Annotated in this window: 15 protein-coding genes and 1 pseudogene; 8 read left to right on the top strand and 8 right to left on the bottom strand. The window is 61.5% G+C overall.

The genetic code is table 11. The features are described 5' to 3' along the window. Nucleotides 1-24 precede the first annotated feature (24 nt). Nucleotides 25-438 (bottom strand): annotated as a pseudogene (locus VSR82_RS26330) (Tn3 family transposase); the annotation flags it as partial. On the opposite strand from VSR82_RS26330, the gene VSR82_RS26325 reads away from it, so the two are divergent. After that, nucleotides 337-558 carry a hypothetical protein gene (locus VSR82_RS26325; RefSeq protein WP_498858232.1) on the top strand — a complete coding sequence of 74 codons (222 nt, stop codon included), beginning with the start codon at nt 337-339 and terminating at the stop codon, nt 556-558. The pseudogene VSR82_RS26330 and the gene VSR82_RS26325 overlap by 102 nt on opposite strands. Nucleotides 559-607: 49 nt before the next feature. Here VSR82_RS26325 and VSR82_RS26320 read toward each other — a convergent pair whose 3' ends face one another. The 6 genes from VSR82_RS26320 to VSR82_RS26295 form a co-directional block, all read right to left on the bottom strand. Then, nucleotides 608-2,332: an FAD-binding protein gene (locus tag VSR82_RS26320; protein ID WP_429462261.1), complete on the bottom strand. Its 1,725-nt coding sequence runs from the start codon at nt 2,330-2,332 to the stop codon at nt 608-610. 65 nt (nt 2,333-2,397) lie between these two features. Then, nucleotides 2,398-3,633, bottom strand: a complete 1,236-nt coding sequence (locus VSR82_RS26315) for a CaiB/BaiF CoA transferase family protein (RefSeq protein WP_429462259.1) — start codon at nt 3,631-3,633, stop codon at nt 2,398-2,400. Between the two features lie 153 nt (nt 3,634-3,786). Next, nucleotides 3,787-4,620 carry an enoyl-CoA hydratase-related protein gene (locus VSR82_RS26310; RefSeq protein WP_498858222.1) on the bottom strand — a complete coding sequence of 278 codons (834 nt, stop codon included), beginning with the start codon at nt 4,618-4,620 and terminating at the stop codon, nt 3,787-3,789. Between the two features lie 108 nt (nt 4,621-4,728). Continuing rightward, nucleotides 4,729-6,000 carry a TRAP transporter large permease gene (locus VSR82_RS26305; RefSeq protein WP_429462254.1) on the bottom strand — a complete coding sequence of 424 codons (1,272 nt, stop codon included), beginning with the start codon at nt 5,998-6,000 and terminating at the stop codon, nt 4,729-4,731. Nucleotides 6,001-6,011: 11 nt separating this feature from the next. Next, nucleotides 6,012-6,545, bottom strand: a complete 534-nt coding sequence (locus VSR82_RS26300; protein WP_129961552.1) for a TRAP transporter small permease — start codon at nt 6,543-6,545, stop codon at nt 6,012-6,014. A 12-nt stretch (nt 6,546-6,557) separates the two neighbouring features. Beyond that, nucleotides 6,558-7,547, bottom strand: a complete 990-nt coding sequence (locus VSR82_RS26295; protein WP_498858221.1) for a TRAP transporter substrate-binding protein — start codon at nt 7,545-7,547, stop codon at nt 6,558-6,560. A gap of 465 nt (nt 7,548-8,012) precedes the next feature. On the opposite strand from VSR82_RS26295, the gene VSR82_RS26290 reads away from it, so the two are divergent. From VSR82_RS26290 to VSR82_RS26260, 7 genes are all read left to right on the top strand, one after another. After that, on the top strand, nt 8,013-8,438 hold the full coding sequence (locus tag VSR82_RS26290) for a MaoC family dehydratase (protein ID WP_013093447.1): 426 nt from the start codon (nt 8,013-8,015) through the stop codon (nt 8,436-8,438). Nucleotides 8,439-8,484: 46 nt separating this feature from the next. Further along, nucleotides 8,485-9,630 (top strand): acyl-CoA dehydrogenase family protein, encoded by a 1,146-nt coding sequence (locus VSR82_RS26285; RefSeq protein WP_408237611.1) that lies wholly within the window; start codon nt 8,485-8,487, stop codon nt 9,628-9,630. Nucleotides 9,631-9,674: 44 nt separating this feature from the next. Then, nucleotides 9,675-10,868, top strand: coding sequence for a CaiB/BaiF CoA transferase family protein (locus VSR82_RS26280; RefSeq protein ID WP_429462247.1), 1,194 nt, complete (start codon nt 9,675-9,677; stop codon nt 10,866-10,868). After that, a complete protein-coding gene (locus tag VSR82_RS26275; RefSeq protein ID WP_368581600.1) occupies nt 10,865-11,326 on the top strand; it encodes a MaoC family dehydratase in 462 nt (153 codons plus the stop codon). The genes VSR82_RS26280 and VSR82_RS26275 overlap by 4 nt, the downstream gene beginning before the upstream one ends. A 183-nt stretch (nt 11,327-11,509) precedes the next feature. After that, nucleotides 11,510-12,403, top strand: a complete 894-nt coding sequence (locus VSR82_RS26270; RefSeq protein WP_410848489.1) for a helix-turn-helix domain-containing protein — start codon at nt 11,510-11,512, stop codon at nt 12,401-12,403. 143 nt (nt 12,404-12,546) lie between these two features. Continuing rightward, nucleotides 12,547-13,851, top strand: a complete 1,305-nt coding sequence (locus tag VSR82_RS26265; RefSeq protein WP_498858220.1) for a glycoside hydrolase family 88 protein — start codon at nt 12,547-12,549, stop codon at nt 13,849-13,851. After that, nucleotides 13,814-14,986: a fumarylacetoacetate hydrolase family protein gene (locus VSR82_RS26260; RefSeq protein ID WP_429462243.1), complete on the top strand. Its 1,173-nt coding sequence runs from the start codon at nt 13,814-13,816 to the stop codon at nt 14,984-14,986. Before VSR82_RS26265 ends, VSR82_RS26260 begins: the two co-directional genes overlap by 38 nt. Nucleotides 14,987-15,117: 131 nt before the next feature. On the opposite strand, the gene VSR82_RS26255 is transcribed toward VSR82_RS26260, so the two are convergent. Continuing rightward, entirely contained in the window at nt 15,118-16,503 is a 1,386-nt protein-coding gene (locus VSR82_RS26255; protein WP_429462241.1) for an MFS transporter, read from the bottom strand. Between the last annotated feature and the right edge of the window lie 25 nt (nt 16,504-16,528).

Raw genomic sequence — 16,528 nt, 5'->3', positions numbered from 1 at the left:
GGTCTGTGTGCATGCAGAACGCGTTCACGATCCAGCCATGCGCCGCCATGGCGCCGCATCGAGAAGCATCTCTCGATAGAGATCGATCGGAAAGCTCAGCGTTCCGCGGAAATTCACATGCGCAAAATGCGCTGGACCCATCCGCCGTAACCAGTCGTCGTCCACCCCTTGGCCCTTGCTTTGCCAACGATCAAGGGTTGCCTGGATGCGCTGTGTATTCCACGCAATGACCAGGTTTGTCAGCAGCGACAAGGAGCCAGAAATCGCGATCATTTCGTCGCGGCGCCGCCCGCGCTCCGGCGCGATCTTGCCGGTCTAGATTGCGCGCTGCAACTGATGGACCGATTCACCGCGATTGAGCAGCGTATGCATTTCACGCCGGAATTCAATGTTGCTGAAGTAGTCGCACAGCAAAAGCGTGCGCAGCAATCTACCGAGAACCAGCTCTGGGTTTCGGATTTCACCGACGTTTCTCGGCGACCGTCGGTTCCGCTAACGGCGCGGATGAACAGGGCGGATACCTCGGCAAGGCGAAGAACGCGCTGGAAACTGGCTTGAGCTTCGCTTGTATGGCCGGCCTGATTCGTGTGCCGAGGGAACCTGTGACTTACGACGGCAAATCCGCCAGCCGCCCGAACCACAGACCTTCCGGTACATTCCGCTCGAGGAAGATGTTGCTGGCGAAGTCCGGATTGCGCTCAGGAAAGTCTTCGCGGTAGTGACCGCCGCGACTCTCACGTCGGGCAAGCGATGCGCAAGCCATCAATTCACCGACCTGAATCAAGTTCGCCAATTCGATGCTCCGGATGAGTTCGGCCGGCGTGCGGATCATCGTGTCCTGAAACAACTGATCGCGCGTCTCTCTGCAGATCCGCCTGAAGGTCTGAAGCCCGGCTTCCTCGCGCACGATCAGCAAATACCGGTTTGCACTCTGCTGAATCCGTGCTCTCAGTTCTTCCACCGTGTGTCCGCCACTTCGGCGGAATTGCGTGGCGACCGTGCGACTGTCGTCGAGGGCTGCCGCGGTCGCGCGGTGCGTTGTCATTCTCGCTCGTTCGGCCGCGGCGAGGCCCGCGCGGCGGCCGAAGACCTGGCACGTCAAGGCCATATTGCCGCCGAGACGGTCGGCGCCATGCGGACCCGCTGCCACCTCACCCGCAGCGAACAAACCCTTCAGATTGGACTGAGCGTTTTCGTCGATGTACAGACCGCCGTTGATCGCATGTGCGGAACAGGTGATCTGCACGCGGTCGCGATGAAGGTCGACGCCGTGCTCCTTATACCATTGGCAGGTCAGCGGCCACATCCTTGCGATGCTGCGGCTCTTGTCGGCCAGTCTCGCTTCGAGATCGCATCCGACGAAGTCGAGAAACACGCCGCCTTCAACCGTGCCGCGGCCATCGTTGAGTGCCTTCTGAATCGAAATTTCGACGTAGCGCGAGATATCGCTTGAGCTGAATGGGAAGTGCCGCTCTTTTTGCCGAATGACATCGACCTGAGCGAGTCCCGCCGGCAGATAGTCAGGGACGAACGCCCTGCCATCGCGGTCGGTGAGATTCGGCTGCGCGTCCCACAGGTAGTTGCCGAACAGGTTGACGAAAGGCGTCAGCACACTCACACCGGCCTGCATGAACTCCATGTTGACCAGTCTCGCGCCCGCGCGATAAGCCATTGCATAGCCGTCGCCGGTAATGTCCGATGGATACAGGTTTTGGGCGAACAGCTGACTTGCGCCGCCGGTGGTAAGAATCGTCGACTTGGCATGGATCAGCACCGGGTTGCCGTCAGAATCGATCGCATATGCGCCGAGACATTCGCCGTCCTGCGATAGCAGGTCGACGAGCATCAACCGGTCCATGACCTTGATGCCTCGCCGGGACGCTTCGGTCCCCAGCGATTTCACGATGGGTTTGAAGTGCTCATGAATCACATGTGAGCGCGCCCTGGAAGAAAAGCATGCGCGAAAAACCAGGTAATGGTCGTCCTCGCGCTCGAACTTTACGCCGTACCGTTCGAGGTACCGCAGGGAATCCTGCGCTTCGTTCGCGAGAATCGCGCTCAAGCGCGGGTCGGCCATGCCTTGAGCGGCATGCAGGATATCGGCGAGAAAAACATCGGGACTATCGCTGGGATCCCCGGCTCCGTCCGGCACATTGAAGGCGCCTACTTCAGCTACGCTATGAAACGTCGCGCCGCTTTTGCCAAACTGACCTTTGATCACGACCAGCACGTCAGCGCCGCTGGAATCTGCTTCGAGCGCAGCCCGCAGCGCAGCGCCGCCGCTGCCAACGACCAGCACGTCCGTCATGACTTCCCTGTACTTGTCACTCATGCCCGCTTCTCCTGTTTCCATCGACACGTGCGGCACGCTTGCCGCGTGGACGGCGCACCCCTGCTTCACGCAACGCCGTCTTTTGCCGCATCCGCGGCAACGGCCGCGGCGTCCTCGGCAACGCCGATTACGCCGTCCGCCAGCAACGAGTCGATGGTCGGCCGGCTCATTCCCAACCCTGACAGGATGTCGATCGTGTGCGCGCCCAATCGTGGCGGCGGCGTGCGGATAGCCGGGGCGCTGCCGTTGTAGCGCACCGGATGATTGACGAGCGTCACGGGGCTGCCGGTTGCACCTTCGACTGTCTCGAAGCTCTTCAAGTGGCGCACCTGCGGATCGGCGACCACCTGCTCATAATCGTTGACGCGCGTGTGCCAGACATGCTGCCGCTCGAAGAGTGGCAACCAGTGCGCCGTCGTGTGCTGCGCAAGCCGGCGCGCAAGCCGGTCGGAGATTTCGTGCTGCTCGTCGAATGCGCGCTCCGCGGGAATCCGTTCCTTTTCAGGGATCTCCAGGATCTGATAGATGATGTCAAGAGGACTCAGCGACAATGCGATGAAACCGTCCGCAGTTGCGTATATGCCATACGGCGCGGGGAAGTACCAACCTGATACACGCCCAGCCTGTCGCACGTCGTCATGGCCTTCGCCGTTCAGGAAGCATGTGAGAGACTCCTGTTGCAGATCGAGCGCCGCCGCCAGCAAGCTAACGTCGACCCGGCAGCCCTCGCCCGTGCGCTCACGGTTGAGCAGTGCCGTCAGGATACCGTTCGCATACAGCGCAGCGCCGTGATGATCGACGACGGACACGCCCACCGCGCGCGGACCGTCCTGCCGGGTTCCGGTGACTGTCGCGATACCCGACATGGCCTGAATGATCAGGTCCTGCCCCGGCCGGCTGGCATAGGGTCCGTCAGGACCGAACCCCGAGCCGGACGCGTAGATGATGTCCGGCTTGACTGCCCTGAGTGCGTCGTAACCCAATCCCAGCTGTTCCATCACACCGGGACGGTAGTTTTCGGCGACGACGTCGACTTGTGGCAGCAAGCTCATGACGATATCGATTGCCCGCGCGTCCTTGAGATTGAGCGCCAGACTGCGCTTATTGCGATTGCCCATCAGAAGCAGCATCGTCTGTCCATCGATGGCGCGGTTAGCGCCGCCCCATTTGCGCTGAAATGCGCCGTCGACAGGTTCGACCGATATGACTTCGGCCCCGCAATCGGCGAGGTGCTGCACGCCCAATGGCCCCATCAGAAAATGATTGAAGCTGAGAATGCGGATACCGTTCAGCCCGTTCATGCAATCTCCGTTAGGTCGTGAGTCCGGCTATCTGCCGAGGCGGCCCAAGGCCCTGCCGAACTCCGCGTTCACCCTGAACATTCGATGCCCGTCATAACCAAAGGCAAGCGTTGCCCACCGCCGTCGAAAGGCGCATGTGCGACGCACCAGTGATCAGCGACCCTTGAAGTGCGGCGGCCGTTTTTCGACGAACGCGCGGTGGCCTTCGGCGCGATCTTCCGTCTTGAACACGTCGAGATTCGCCTGATGCTCCAGCTCCAGGCCTCGTTGAAGATCGGTCTCGAACGAATCGAGCACCGCGCGCTTGGCCAGTCGGACCGCGAGCGGTGCGCGGGCGGCGATCAGCGACGCGATCTCGACAGCGCGCGCGATGCTGCGTGCCGGCGCGACGACCTCGGTCACCAGTCCGTGGCGCTCGGCCTCGGCAGCCGTCAGCGGTTCGCCGGTCAGCACGAGTTTCATCGCCAGTGTCTTGCCGAGCACCCGCGGCAGGCGCTGAGTGGCGCCGTCGCCCGGGAGCGCGCCGATCACGATTTCTCGTTGCGAGAAGGTCGCGTCGTCCGCCGCGACGACGATATCGGCCAGCATCACCAGTTCGTGACCACCACCGATGGCAAAGCCGTTGACCGCGGCGATCAGCGGCTTCGAAAACGTCTCGATCGTCTTCCAGCTCGCGAGGCGCACCGGGTCCGCATACGCTGCGACCCCGCGTGCCGCCATGTCGGCGATATCCGCTCCCGCGCTGAAGAAACGCTCGCCGCCGGTCAGCACGACAGCCCTGACGTCGTCGCTAGCTTCGGCCGCCGCGAGCACGCGCGCCAGTTCCTCCAGCAGCGGCACAGACAGCGCATTGCGCTTGTCGTGATGATTCAACGTGATCAACCAGACGAACTCAGCGGGTTGTTCCAGCTTCAGGTACCGCAGGTCCTCGCCTGCGGCCAGCGGGACCTGGGCGGCGCCGCTTCGTTCGATGTGAGCCGTGTTCATGATGAGCCTCTCGGTATTGCGATCGTTTTGCGCGCGAGAACAGTCGCCGCATACGAAGTTCTAAAGATTGGGCCGGGCGCGTGCGGCCGGTGGCCCATTCTCCTCGTGTTATTTGATTGCCAGCAGGTTCGGCAGGAACCGTGGGATATGCGGGAAGACGATGATCAGCAGCAGGTCGACCGTCAGCGCGAAGATGAACGGCAGGATCGCCCGAGTCGCTTTTTCGACGGACACGCCGCCGATCGATGCAGCCGTAAAGAGGCAAAAGCCGATCGGTGGCAGGTTGATGCCGATGGCCGAGTTGATCAGTACGATGACGCCGAACACCACCGGGTCGATATGCATCTGCGCGACGAGCGGCAGGAACACGGGGATCACCACCGCGATACTCGAGATCGTTTCCAGTACCGTATGGGCTGCCAGAAGGAAGAGATTGATCAGGATCAGCAATACGAACGCGCTGGTCGTCACGGCGAGAAAGCTGTTGGCGACGTGCAGCGGGATTTGCGCCTCGATCAGATAGCGGCCGAGCACGAACGCGAGCCCGAGAAGAAACGATACCCGCGTGGTATTGATAGCAGTGCGCGTGAGTATTTCCCTGAAGTGCGACAGCCTGAGCGACTTGAAAACGAAGGCGCTCACCAGCGTCACATAGACCGCCGCGATGACGCCTGCCTCAACCGGGGTGAAGATGCCGCCGAGAATGCCGCCCAGAATGATCACAGGAGTCAGCAGTGCCAGGATCGCCTGTCTGAACGTGGTCCACAGCCGCGCGGCGGAAAACGGTTCGACGGCCGTATAGTTCTGGCGCACGGCAGTGACGTAGTTCACGAGCATGAAGGAAATCACCACCAGCAGCATCGGCACGATCCCCGCGACGAACATCGTGCCGACGGACACGTTAGCGGTGTACGCATACACCAGCATGCTCATCGACACGGGCGACAGCAGTCCGAGCGAGCCCGCCGCCGACTGCAGCGCCACTGCGAACGCGCGTGAATAGCCCTGCTTGACCATCCCCGGAATCATGACCGAGCCGATCGCTGCGGTGTCCGCAGTCGCCGAACCGGAGAGGTCGGCGAAGAACATGCTGGCAACGATCGTCACCTGGCCGATGCCGCCACGCATAAACCCGACAAGCGCCTGCGAAAAGTCGATGATCCGGCGCGAGACACCACCCGCATCCATGATGGCGCCAGTCAACATGAAGAACGGGATGGCCAGCAGGCCGACGTTATTCAGGTTCGCAAATAGCTGCTGCGGAATCACCAGCAGCGGGGTTCCATTCAGCGTCAATGCAATCGTCGCCGCAATGCCGATGCAAATGGCCACCGGTACACCGAAGCCGAGCAATCCGGCGCCTAGAGCGAGTGCCCACATGTTGATTCACCTCAGATATGTTCGGAGACGCCCTGCAACAGAGAGGGCCTCGTTTGCGCGCCGGGCGCGAGATGGGAAACCGCGATTCGCACCGCGGAATGAAAGACCAGCAGCGCGCCGCAGACGGGAATCGAGAGATACGGGTAGACCATGGAAACTGGCAAAGAGGTCGCTGTTTCCGTGCCCATCAGCTCCAGCATCTCTCCACCGTACATGACGAACACCACGCCGAGCGCGAGGACTACGCAGTCGGTAAGGTCCGCCAGTGTCTGCGCGAAGATGGGCGGACAACGGTCGGCCAGTACCCGCACCTCCGGATGAACCCGCAGCTTGGCTCCTGCCGCCGCACCGAGGCACGTGAGCCACACGAACAGATAAGCCGCGAGTTCGTCGGACCACGACAGCGAGTCCTGCAGGATGAAGCGAAAGACCACGCCGAGGCCAGCGACGCACACCATCGTGAGAAGCAGTCCACCGCATAGGAACAGCGTGATCTTCAGAACCAGGTCGTCGATAAACAGGAGACTACGCGCAAGCTTTTCCATGGCGCTCCCCGTTCATTTCGAAGCGACAGCGGACTGGTCGGCTGCTTCGATTTCCCGATAAAGCGCCTTGCCATCCGGAATGCCACTGAGCAGGCCGTCGCGCGCCTTTTCGGTTGCTGCGGCCCACGGCGCGGTGTTTATCTCGGTCACCTGGGTGCCGTTCTTCTTCATCGTTGTTAGCGCGTCGTCATACTCGCGCTTGTATTCTTTCATGTCATAGTCAGCGGCGACGGCGGCAGCCGCCTGAAACGCCTTCTGCTCGTCAGGCGAAAGACGCGTCCAGGCGCTCTTGCTCATTGCCAGCACCACGGGCAAGTAGTTCACGTGGGTCAGGTAGTAATGCTTCGCGACATCCGAGAACTTGTCCTGGATGAACTGCTCCGGTGACGTGTCGCCGCCGTCCACCAGACCTTGCGAAAGCGCCAGAAATAACTGGTTATAAGGCAACGGCGTCGGGTTTGCGCCCAGTGCCTTATAGCCCGTGATATAGCCGGGGCTCTGCATCACTCGCACTTTCATATCCTTCATGTCACCGAGCGAGCCGACGGACTTCTTAGCCGTGAACAAATTGCGTTCGCCCACCGATAGCCACGTCAGGCCGATCATGTTGACGGCCGGCATCATGTCGAGGAACTTGCGGCCGACCGGTCCTTGCAGAACCCGGTTGGCGTCGTCGATGCTGCTAAAGAGATAAGGCGTATCGAAGATCTGCCATTGCCTGATCGTGTTTCCGATCGGCGCCTGTGCGGAAATCATGAGCTCCTGCGTGCCGGTGCGCAGCGCTTGCGCCATCTGCACTTCGCCGCCGAGCTGTGACTGCGGAAAGATCTCGATCTTGACCTTGCCGTGGGTTCGCTGCGCGACCTCCTTGGCGAACACCTGGGCAGTCAGCTGATAGTGATTGTTCGGAGCCAGGGTGTGGCCCAGCTTCATGACGATCGGGTCGTCGGCGCGAGCGACGCCTGCGACAACGACGCCTGCCGCGAGCAGCGTACCTACCATGATGGCGCGTCCTGCGCGGCGCGCGCTCAAGAATGCTTTCATTTCGTCTCCTTCCGTACTGGAATTTAGTCTTCGCTCCGCGTCAGGTCGATCCGTCAGCAGGCGCTTCAAGTATTCGTGAGTGCACGCAACGGGCGTTAGGACCGGTCGCCCGATTTCTTGTACTTTTTTACGGCGTCTTCGATAGCAAGCGTTTCCCGGACTGTCCGGCGATTGATCCGGCGCACACGGCGGAAGACCCTTGGCGATACTGGCGAAGGGCACAGCGGGGGCTATCCGCGGGCGCCTTGCGGATCAGGTGAAGACTGAAATCACCGCGTGCGTGCGGTCAAAAAAGTCCAAGCATTCCCCCAAACCGTCCTAACGGTCAGCAACCCGCACTGATTAGATTTGAGTCATGCCTGCCGGCCCCAATCAACGAGGAACAGGCAGGCTTCTCAACCCACTCTCACCGTCAGAACCACCATGGCCAAACGCCCGCACATGGATTGTTACGCGCTCGGCGACACTGCCGATTTCGCCAAGACCGTCACCGAATTCGATATCTACGGTTTCGCCGGGATCGTCGGCGATTTCTATGCCGTGCATTTGAACGAGGAATTCGCCAAAACCACGCGTTTCGAAAAGCGCATCGCGCAAGGATGTCTGTCGGTCGGCTTCTTATCGACTGTGATGGGCTATATGGCGCAAAAGGCGCCGAGCCCTGGTGCGGTTTCCTACCGCTACGACATCACGTTCAACGCGCCGGTATTTATCGGCGACACCGTCACTGCCCGGCTCACGCTGCGCGAGAAGGACGACGATCGCAACGTATGCGTGTTCAGAGCAGAGGTCACGCGCCAGGACGGCACGGTGGTCGCATCCGGCGATACCTATCTGAAGGTGCTGTAACCCAGCGCACTGCCTTTAATCTCTCCCGCTTTTCACGGAATCGAACATGCCGCATTGGTTAAACGAACAACACACCGCGATACGAGACGCCGTGCGCCGTTTTGCGGAAAACGAAATCGCTCCTGTCTCGGAAGAGCTCTGGGAAGCCGAAGCCTTTCCTTACGACATCTGGAAGCGTGCCGGCGAGCTTGGCTTCGCCGGCCTGCCCTATCCGGAGAGTTGGGGTGGCGGCGGTGGCGAATGGCTTTCCTATGTGATCGTGCTGGAAGAACTTGCACGGGTGGATTGCGCAATCGCCAATTCGCTGATGGCCAATTCGACGGTCGCGAGCCTGCTCTCCAACTATGGCACCGATGAGCAGAAGGACCGCTATTTGCGCCCTATTCTCGACGGCCGCAAGGTCGGCGCGATCGGATTATCGGAGCCCAACGCGGGCTCCGACGCGGCTAACATCGCGACGCGTGCGACGCTGGAAGGCGACCGATGGATTATCGATGGATCAAAGACCTTCATTAGCAACTCCGGCACGGAAGTGACCGGACCGGTCGTCATCGCCGCGGTAACGGGAACGCGCCCCGACGGCCGCAAGGAAATTTCCAACTTCATCGTGCCCAACGGCACCCCCGGTTTCAGCTACGGACGCAAACTGCGCAAGATCGGCTGGCGCGCATCGAGCACCTACGAGTTGTTCTTCGAGCGCTGCGCGATTCCGGCCGCCAACCTGCTCGGCGAACGCGGTGCGGGCTTACGACAGACGCTCGCCCAGATCAGCACGGGCCGAATCCTGATCGGCGCGCTCGCGCTGGGCATCCTGCAAGGGTCGCTGGATCGGTCGATCGCGTACATGAAGGAGCGGCGCGCGTTCGGCAAGCCGATCGCCGAGTTCCAGGCGCTGCAGTTCAAGATCGCCGACATGGCGGCCCACGCGCACGCCGCGCGGCTGATGCTCTACGATGCCGCCGCGCTGAAAGATGCGGGCGTTCGCTTCGATCAACAGGCGTCGATGGCCAAGCTCTTCGCCACCGAGCGCGCGATGGAGGCGGCTCATCAGGCGTTGCAGATACACGGCGGCTACGGCGTGATGAGCGAGTACCCGGTGTCGCGCGCATTCGGCGACGCCAAGGTTCTGGAGATCGTCGAGGGGACCTCGGAGATTCAAAGGATGATCATTTCGCGAAACCTGCTTGCCTGAGCGATCAGTCAAACAGATAGGAACACGCGCTCAGGAGACGAGTCATGCTGGAAGGCATCAAGGTAGTAAGTTTTACTCACTTCTTACAGGGCCCCGCTGCCGTGCAGATGTTGGCCGACGTCGGCGCGGACGTGATCAAGATCGAACCGCCGGGCGGCGCGTTCGAGCGAAGCTGGACCGGTTTCGATGCGTATGTCGAAGGTGTGAGCATGTTTTTCCTGCTCGGCAACCGCAATCAGCGCAGCATCTCGCTGGATCTCCGAGACGAGCGCGCGAGAGAGATCGTCTGGCGGCTGATCAAGGAAGCCGATGTCCTGATCGAAAACTACCGCCCAGGCGTCCTGCAGCGCATGGGCTTCGGTTACGACGATGTCCGCGAGATCAATCCGAGGCTCGTGTACTGTTCGTGCACCGGCTACGGGTCATCCGGGCCATATCTGAAGCGGCCAGGGCAGGATCTGCTGCTGCAGGCGATCAGCGGCATGACGATGCTCTCCGGCGACGCCGATTCCCCGCCCACACCAGTCGGCTCCGCGATCGTCGACCAGCACGCGGCGGCGTTGGCAGCCTTCGGCGTCGTCGCGGCGTTGCAGGCGCGTGAACGTACCGGCAAAGGCACGCTGGTCGAAAGCAATCTGCTCAACGCGGCGCTCGATCTTCAGATCGAGCCGTTCACCTACTACCTGAACAAGGGGCCGCTCTGGCCGCGCACAAACCCGCCGACCGGCAGCCGGTTCCATCCGGCGCCCTACGGGATTTACCGGACGCTCGACGGCTGGATCGCCGTTTCGCTGACGCCCACTGAAAAGCTGGCGGCGGCCTTGTCTCAGCCCACGCTCGCCGGGTTTTCGCACCCCAAGGACAACGTGCGCCGCCGCGACGAATTGAACCGCATCGTGTACGACGCGCTGACCACGCGCACGACGGCGGACTGGATGACGACCTTCGACGAGCACGACGTCTGGTACGCGCCCGTGAACGATTACGATCAGGTCGAGGCCGACCCGCAAGTGGCGCACAACCACATCATCATGGAGGTCGACCATCCGCAGGCCGGGCCGGTTCGCTTGCTCGCGCATCCGGTTCGATACGACGGCGCAGCACCGCCGCTCACCCGCCAGCCGCCGCGGCAAGGCGAGCACACCCGTGAGGTGCTCGCCGAACTCGGCTACGAGCCGCACGAAATCAATGCGCTGGTTGAAGCCGGCACAGCGTTGACCGAGCGGAGAACCGCATGAACACTCATCCGAATCGGTGCCACGAGATGCTGCGTTTCGACGATATCGAGATTGGCCGCTGCCAGATCCTCGTGCATACCATCGCGGAAAGTGACGTGAACGCTTTCGGCCATCTGTCGGGCGACCTGAATCCGTTGCATATGGATCCCCACTTCGCGGCACGCACGCCATTCGGCCAGCGCGTGGCGCACGGCCTGCTGACCGCGGCATTGGTGTCGACGACGCATACCGGCTTGACCGGTCCCGGCTTCGTCTACGTCGGGCAGGAGTTGCGCTTTCTCGGACCCGTCTTCATCGACGATACGATCAAAATCCATGTGACCGTGGTCGAGAAGAAACCCGCCAAGCGCATCCTCGTGATGGACACGATGGTTCGCAATCAGGACGGCAAGCCGGTGCTGACCGGACTGTCGGCGCTGAAGGAATTGCGTTTCCAATCAGCAGACGTAATGAGCTGACAATCAGCACGCGAGGCCGAACCTGTGCGGGTTTTCGGCAACAGCCGTCACGCCGCTTTGCCAATTACAATTAGACTACTTTCGATGCCGAACGGGCGAAGGAGAAACAGCAGGCTTGACTTGGCTGGGGGGCAACTGGCTAGGCGAGCCTGAGAAGTGCGCTGGATGCAGGAGACAAGTCAGATGCCTAGCAGTTGTGGTTGTGAGTTGCCGGTCTTCAAGATCGCGCACTACGAGTATGGGTCGAGAATCAAGTCGATCGATTTTCATCTCGCGCCTCTCGAAGATATGAAATCGACGTTGCCGTATCCTCATCGGCACGAGTTCTATCACATCGTCTGGGTCGAGTCGGGCAGCGGTCACCACATCATCGACTCGATTCGCTACGAGGTGCGGCCCAATACGCTGTTTTTCATGGCCCCTGGCCAGATCCACGATTTCGCGTTGTCCGAAGACACCATCGGGCACGCGATCAGTTTCTCGTCCGAATTTTTCGCGTTCAAGGTGCAGAACCGCCATTCGCAGACCGAGATTCCCGTCTACGATTTCGAGCGAATTCCGAATACGGTTTATATGAGCGACGCACAGGCTCAGGACCTTCGCCGTGTGCTGGATGGAATCAATGCGGAATATCAGGGTGAAGAGGCTGGCTACGAGGACGTGATCTGGTCGTATCTGCGGGTTCTGCTCATCAAGTCCGCGCGCCTCGGCGGCGACGCCGTCACCGAGGTCAATTCGTCGCGTAGCGTGCTGTTGTCGCGACGCTTCAAGAGCCTGCTGGAAAAACATTTCGCCACGATCCACGACGTCGCTCGCTACGCCTGCCTGCTGAACGTCACGGAACGAGCGCTGAACGATGCGACGCGCCAGGCGCTCGGCAGCACCGCAGCCAAGCTGATTCGTGAACGCGTGATGCTGGAAGCGAAGCGTCTGCTGCTGCATTCCGAGGTCAATGTGGCCGAGATCGCAACACAGCTTGCGTTCGACGACCCGGCCTACTTCAGCCGATGTTTTCGCAAGCATACGGGCCGCTCGCCCATCGACTTCCGCCGCAGCCTGGAAAAACTGAGCATCTGAAGCAGTGGCTCGACACACGCCGGTGCGCGTAGAAAAGTCCAACATAAGCCGCACTTCGTCCTAACTGCCGGAACCGCCGCGCTCCTAGAATTTGCGTGTCCCCGTCACTCGGGAAACGTGAAAGCAATCAGGAGAGAAAAGGCGTGAATGCTTCGTACCAAGATCAAGGGTTGTCCTCTGAACGGTCCGCGCTCTTCACCGGCGTCCTCGACCGCATGGCAGCCAAAGTTGCTGAGGACGAGCCGACGCTCGGCGTCGAATTCCCTCAGATCACGGCGGCCGATGGAAAGTGGGTGCTGCTCCCGGCGTCGCTGTCCGCAGGCTACAGCGGTTCAACCTGGAGCCACGGCAACTGGTTTTGTGGCTTCTGGGTCGGACTTCTGCTGACGTCGTATTTGCACACCGGCGAGGACAAATACCTCTCGTGGGCCCGCGAGCGCATGCGCCTCGTCGCGCAGCGCGCGCAGGACCCCAACACGCACGACATTGGCTTCATCTTCGACAGCAGCGCCGTGCCCGGTTATGAAATCACCCGCGACCCGTGGTACGCGCAAATTGCAATGGAAGCCGCGGACAAATTGCGCGCCCGTCTCGTCACCACGCACAGTGGCGCCTATCTCGCCTCCTGGGGCCCGCTCGACGATCCGCGCGGACGCAGCGCTTCAGCTATCGACACGATGGCTAATCTATCGTTGCTTTACTGGGCGGCCAACCATTCCGGGGACGGCAGTTATCGCCTCGCCGCCGAAGCACATTCCGTCATGACCGCGAAGTCGTTTATCCGCCCGGACGGTTCGACTTATCACGCGGTCGAGTACGACGTAACAACCGGTGAGCGTCGGCGCGGCTACACGTTTCAGGGCGCATTCGACGAATCGGCGTGGAGCCGGGGCCAGGCGTGGGCCGTCTATGGCTACGTGAACACGGCGCGTGAAACCGGCAAGCGCATCTGGCTGGATCTTGCAGGGCGCCTGGGGGCGTACTATCTGCGCCGGCTCGATGGACGTCTGGTGCCACCGTGGGATTTCGACGCCACTGGCGCGGACGCGAAAATCAAGGACACTGCCGCAGCAGCGGTGATGGCGTCAGCGCTGATCGAGCTGGGCCGTCTGCATCCCGATCCGGCCAGTTCGGTTCACTGGCGAGAACACGGACTTGCGATGCTCGAAGCTCTGTGTCGTGACGAGTTTGCCTACGAATCTGCGCATCGCGGACTCCTGAGAAATTCCTGCTATTCGAAGCCGCACAATGAAGGCGTCGATGGCGCGACGATGTTCGGCGATTTCTTCTTCGCCGAAGCGCTGAGTCGCGTGATGTTGCCAGGCAAGCTTCGGCCCGGCACGCAACGCGTATCGCTCGCCGGAAGCACCCCTGCCGCGCGGTTCCGAACCCTCGCTAGCCAATCCGTCCATGATATCGAACGATCTTCCGCCTTTCGTACCTGCTGACCTACCCGATGCGTTGCTGGTCGGACGCATCTGGCGAGACGCGCCGATAGACGGGCCGTCGGTCGTCGTTGTTCGTGCCGGTCAGGTCTACGACATCACGGCGTCGGCGCCGACGAGCTCCGATCTGTTCGAGCGCGTGGACCTGTTGGAGTTTGCACGTCACGTCGAGGGCGAGGCGCTCGGTCCCGTCGAGAACATCGGCCAGGCATTGCTCGCGCCATGCGATCTTCAGGCTATCAAGGCATGTGGCGTGACCTTTGCCGTGAGCCTGCTCGAACGGGTCATCGAAGAACAGGCTGCCGGCGACGCGACGCAAGCCGACACGGTGCGCGCGACGATCGCGCAACTGATCGGCACTGATCTCTCCAGAATTCGCCCCGGCACGCCAGCCGCCGACAGTCTGAAGCGGGAACTGGAACGGCGCGGTGCATGGTCGCAATATATGGAGGTCGGCATTGGGCCTGACGCAGAGGTGTTCACCAAGTCTCAACCGATGTCGGCAGTCGGCTACGGCGCGGACGTCGGGCTTCACCCGGCCTCCCACTGGAACAATCCCGAGCCGGAAATCGTGCTGGCGGTAAACAGCCGCGGAACGATCGTCGGAGCAACCCTTGGCAACGACGTCAATCTGCGCGACATCGAGGGCCGCAGTGCGTTGCTGCTCGGCAAGGCGAAAGACAACAACGGCTCATGCGCGACTGGTCCTTTTGTCCGCTTGTTCGATGATCGCTTCACGATGGACTCGGTGCGTGCGGCCAGCGTGTCGCTGAGGATAGAAGGCGCGGACGACGGATTCATTCTCGAAGGCGTGAGCCACATGCGCGAGATCAGCCGTGACCCGGAGGAACTCGTCGCTCAGACTGCCGGCCCACATCACCAGTATCCCGACGGCTTCATGCTGTTTCTCGGCACGATGTTCTCCCCGATTAAAGACCGGCATGCTCCGGGCAGTGGCTTCACGCATCACCTCGGAGACAAGGTGACTATTGCAACGCCGGAGCTCGGCGCACTGGTCAACACCGTGCAGTCGTCAACCGAAATCGCGCCTTGGCGATTCGGCGTGCGCGCTCTATACGAAGCCCTTGCAAAACGGCTTGCGCTTGCCCGCGCCATGGGGCCGGTAAGCGATGCGTAAATCAGCGAACGGGCCGACGAGGCTTCCATTCCACCCGCGTTAGCGAGTTCGCCCGCCCCCTCGCCGGGCTGCCGCTCCAGCACCGAAAATGATCAGGTCCCGGACGGCACAGCAACCGGATCGATTTGCACTCACCGCGCCAGAGGATGCGGCGAGTGCGCGGACGCTCGCGCGCCCGGCGCCGCGGCCGCCTCATCTCCCGGCTCGGCGGACAGATCGCGCCTGAAAGTCTCTGCGAGGAAAAACGCGCACGCGAGGCTCAGCAATCCTGTCGCCGCGATATAGATCGAAATGGGCAGCGTCTGGCCATACGTCGCGAACAGATAGGTGGCGATCAATGGCGTCGGTCCCGACGTGATGATGCCGGCGATCTGATACGGCAGCGAAGCACCTGTATAACGCACCCGGGTCCCGAACAGTTCCGCGAACCACGTCGATTGCACGCCGTACACCGACGCCTGGCTCAACGCGATGCCGCAGACGTACGCCACGAAAATCAAAGTCGGATTGCGTGTCTCGAGCAACGGGAAGAACGCGAATCCATAGATTGCCACGAATACCGCGCCGAGCATGAAGACGGTCCGGCGTCCGATAGCGTCCGACAGCTTGCCGAACAGCGGCAGCGTGAACAGCGCAACCACGCAGCCCACAATGATGGCGTTCAGCAGCAGTCCGCGCGACAAGCCGAGCCGCGTCGTTCCGTACACCAGCACGAACACGTTGATCACGTTGAAGGTGATGTCGACCGCGAAGCGCGTGCCGATCGTCAGCACGAGGTCTTTCGGATGCCGGCGCAGCAATTCGATCAGCGGCGCTTTCACGACCTGCCTGCTCGCCTTGATCTGTTCGAATACCGGCGACTCCATGACGCGCAGGCGGATGAACAGGCCGATCGCGATCAGCGCGACGCTCAGCAGGAACGGCAGGCGCCATCCCCAGGAATAGAACGCCTGCGACGGCAGACTCGAGACGGCTTTGAACACGGCGGTCGAGAGCATCAACCCGAGCGGCACGCCCAACTGCGGGAACGCGCCGAAGAAACCACGCTTTCTGGCCGGTGCCGTTTCGACCACCATCAGCACCGCGCCGCCCCATTCGCCGCCGACGCCGAGCCCTTGCAGGAAGCGCATCGCGACCAGCAGCATCGGCGCCCAGACGCCGATCGAGGCGTAAGTCGGCAGCAGGCCGATCACGAAGGTGCCGACGCCCATGATCGTCAGCGTCGCGACGAGCGTCGCCTTACGTCCGATGCGATCGCCGAAGTGCCCGAAAAACACGGCGCCGAAGGGCCGGGCGAGATAGCCGACCGCAAAACTTCCGAACGCCGCGATGGTGCCGACCATCGGATCGAACGAGGGAAAGAACAGCTTGGCGAAGACCAGCGCCGAAGCGGTGGCATAGAGAAAAAAGTCGTACCACTCGATGGCGGTCCCGACCACCGAGGCGACCAGCACACGGTTGACGGCCGACCGGCTGATAACCGGCGCGTTGCCGGATGAAATGGGCGATGTTTTCACGTCTCCTCCCTTCTCTGGGAATCTA

The sequence above is a fragment of the Burkholderia sp. JPY481 genome (assembly GCF_038900515.1).
In the GTDB taxonomy this organism is placed as follows: domain Bacteria; phylum Pseudomonadota; class Gammaproteobacteria; order Burkholderiales; family Burkholderiaceae; genus Paraburkholderia; species Paraburkholderia youngii.
This window is presented reverse-complemented; position numbering and strand designations above follow the sequence as displayed.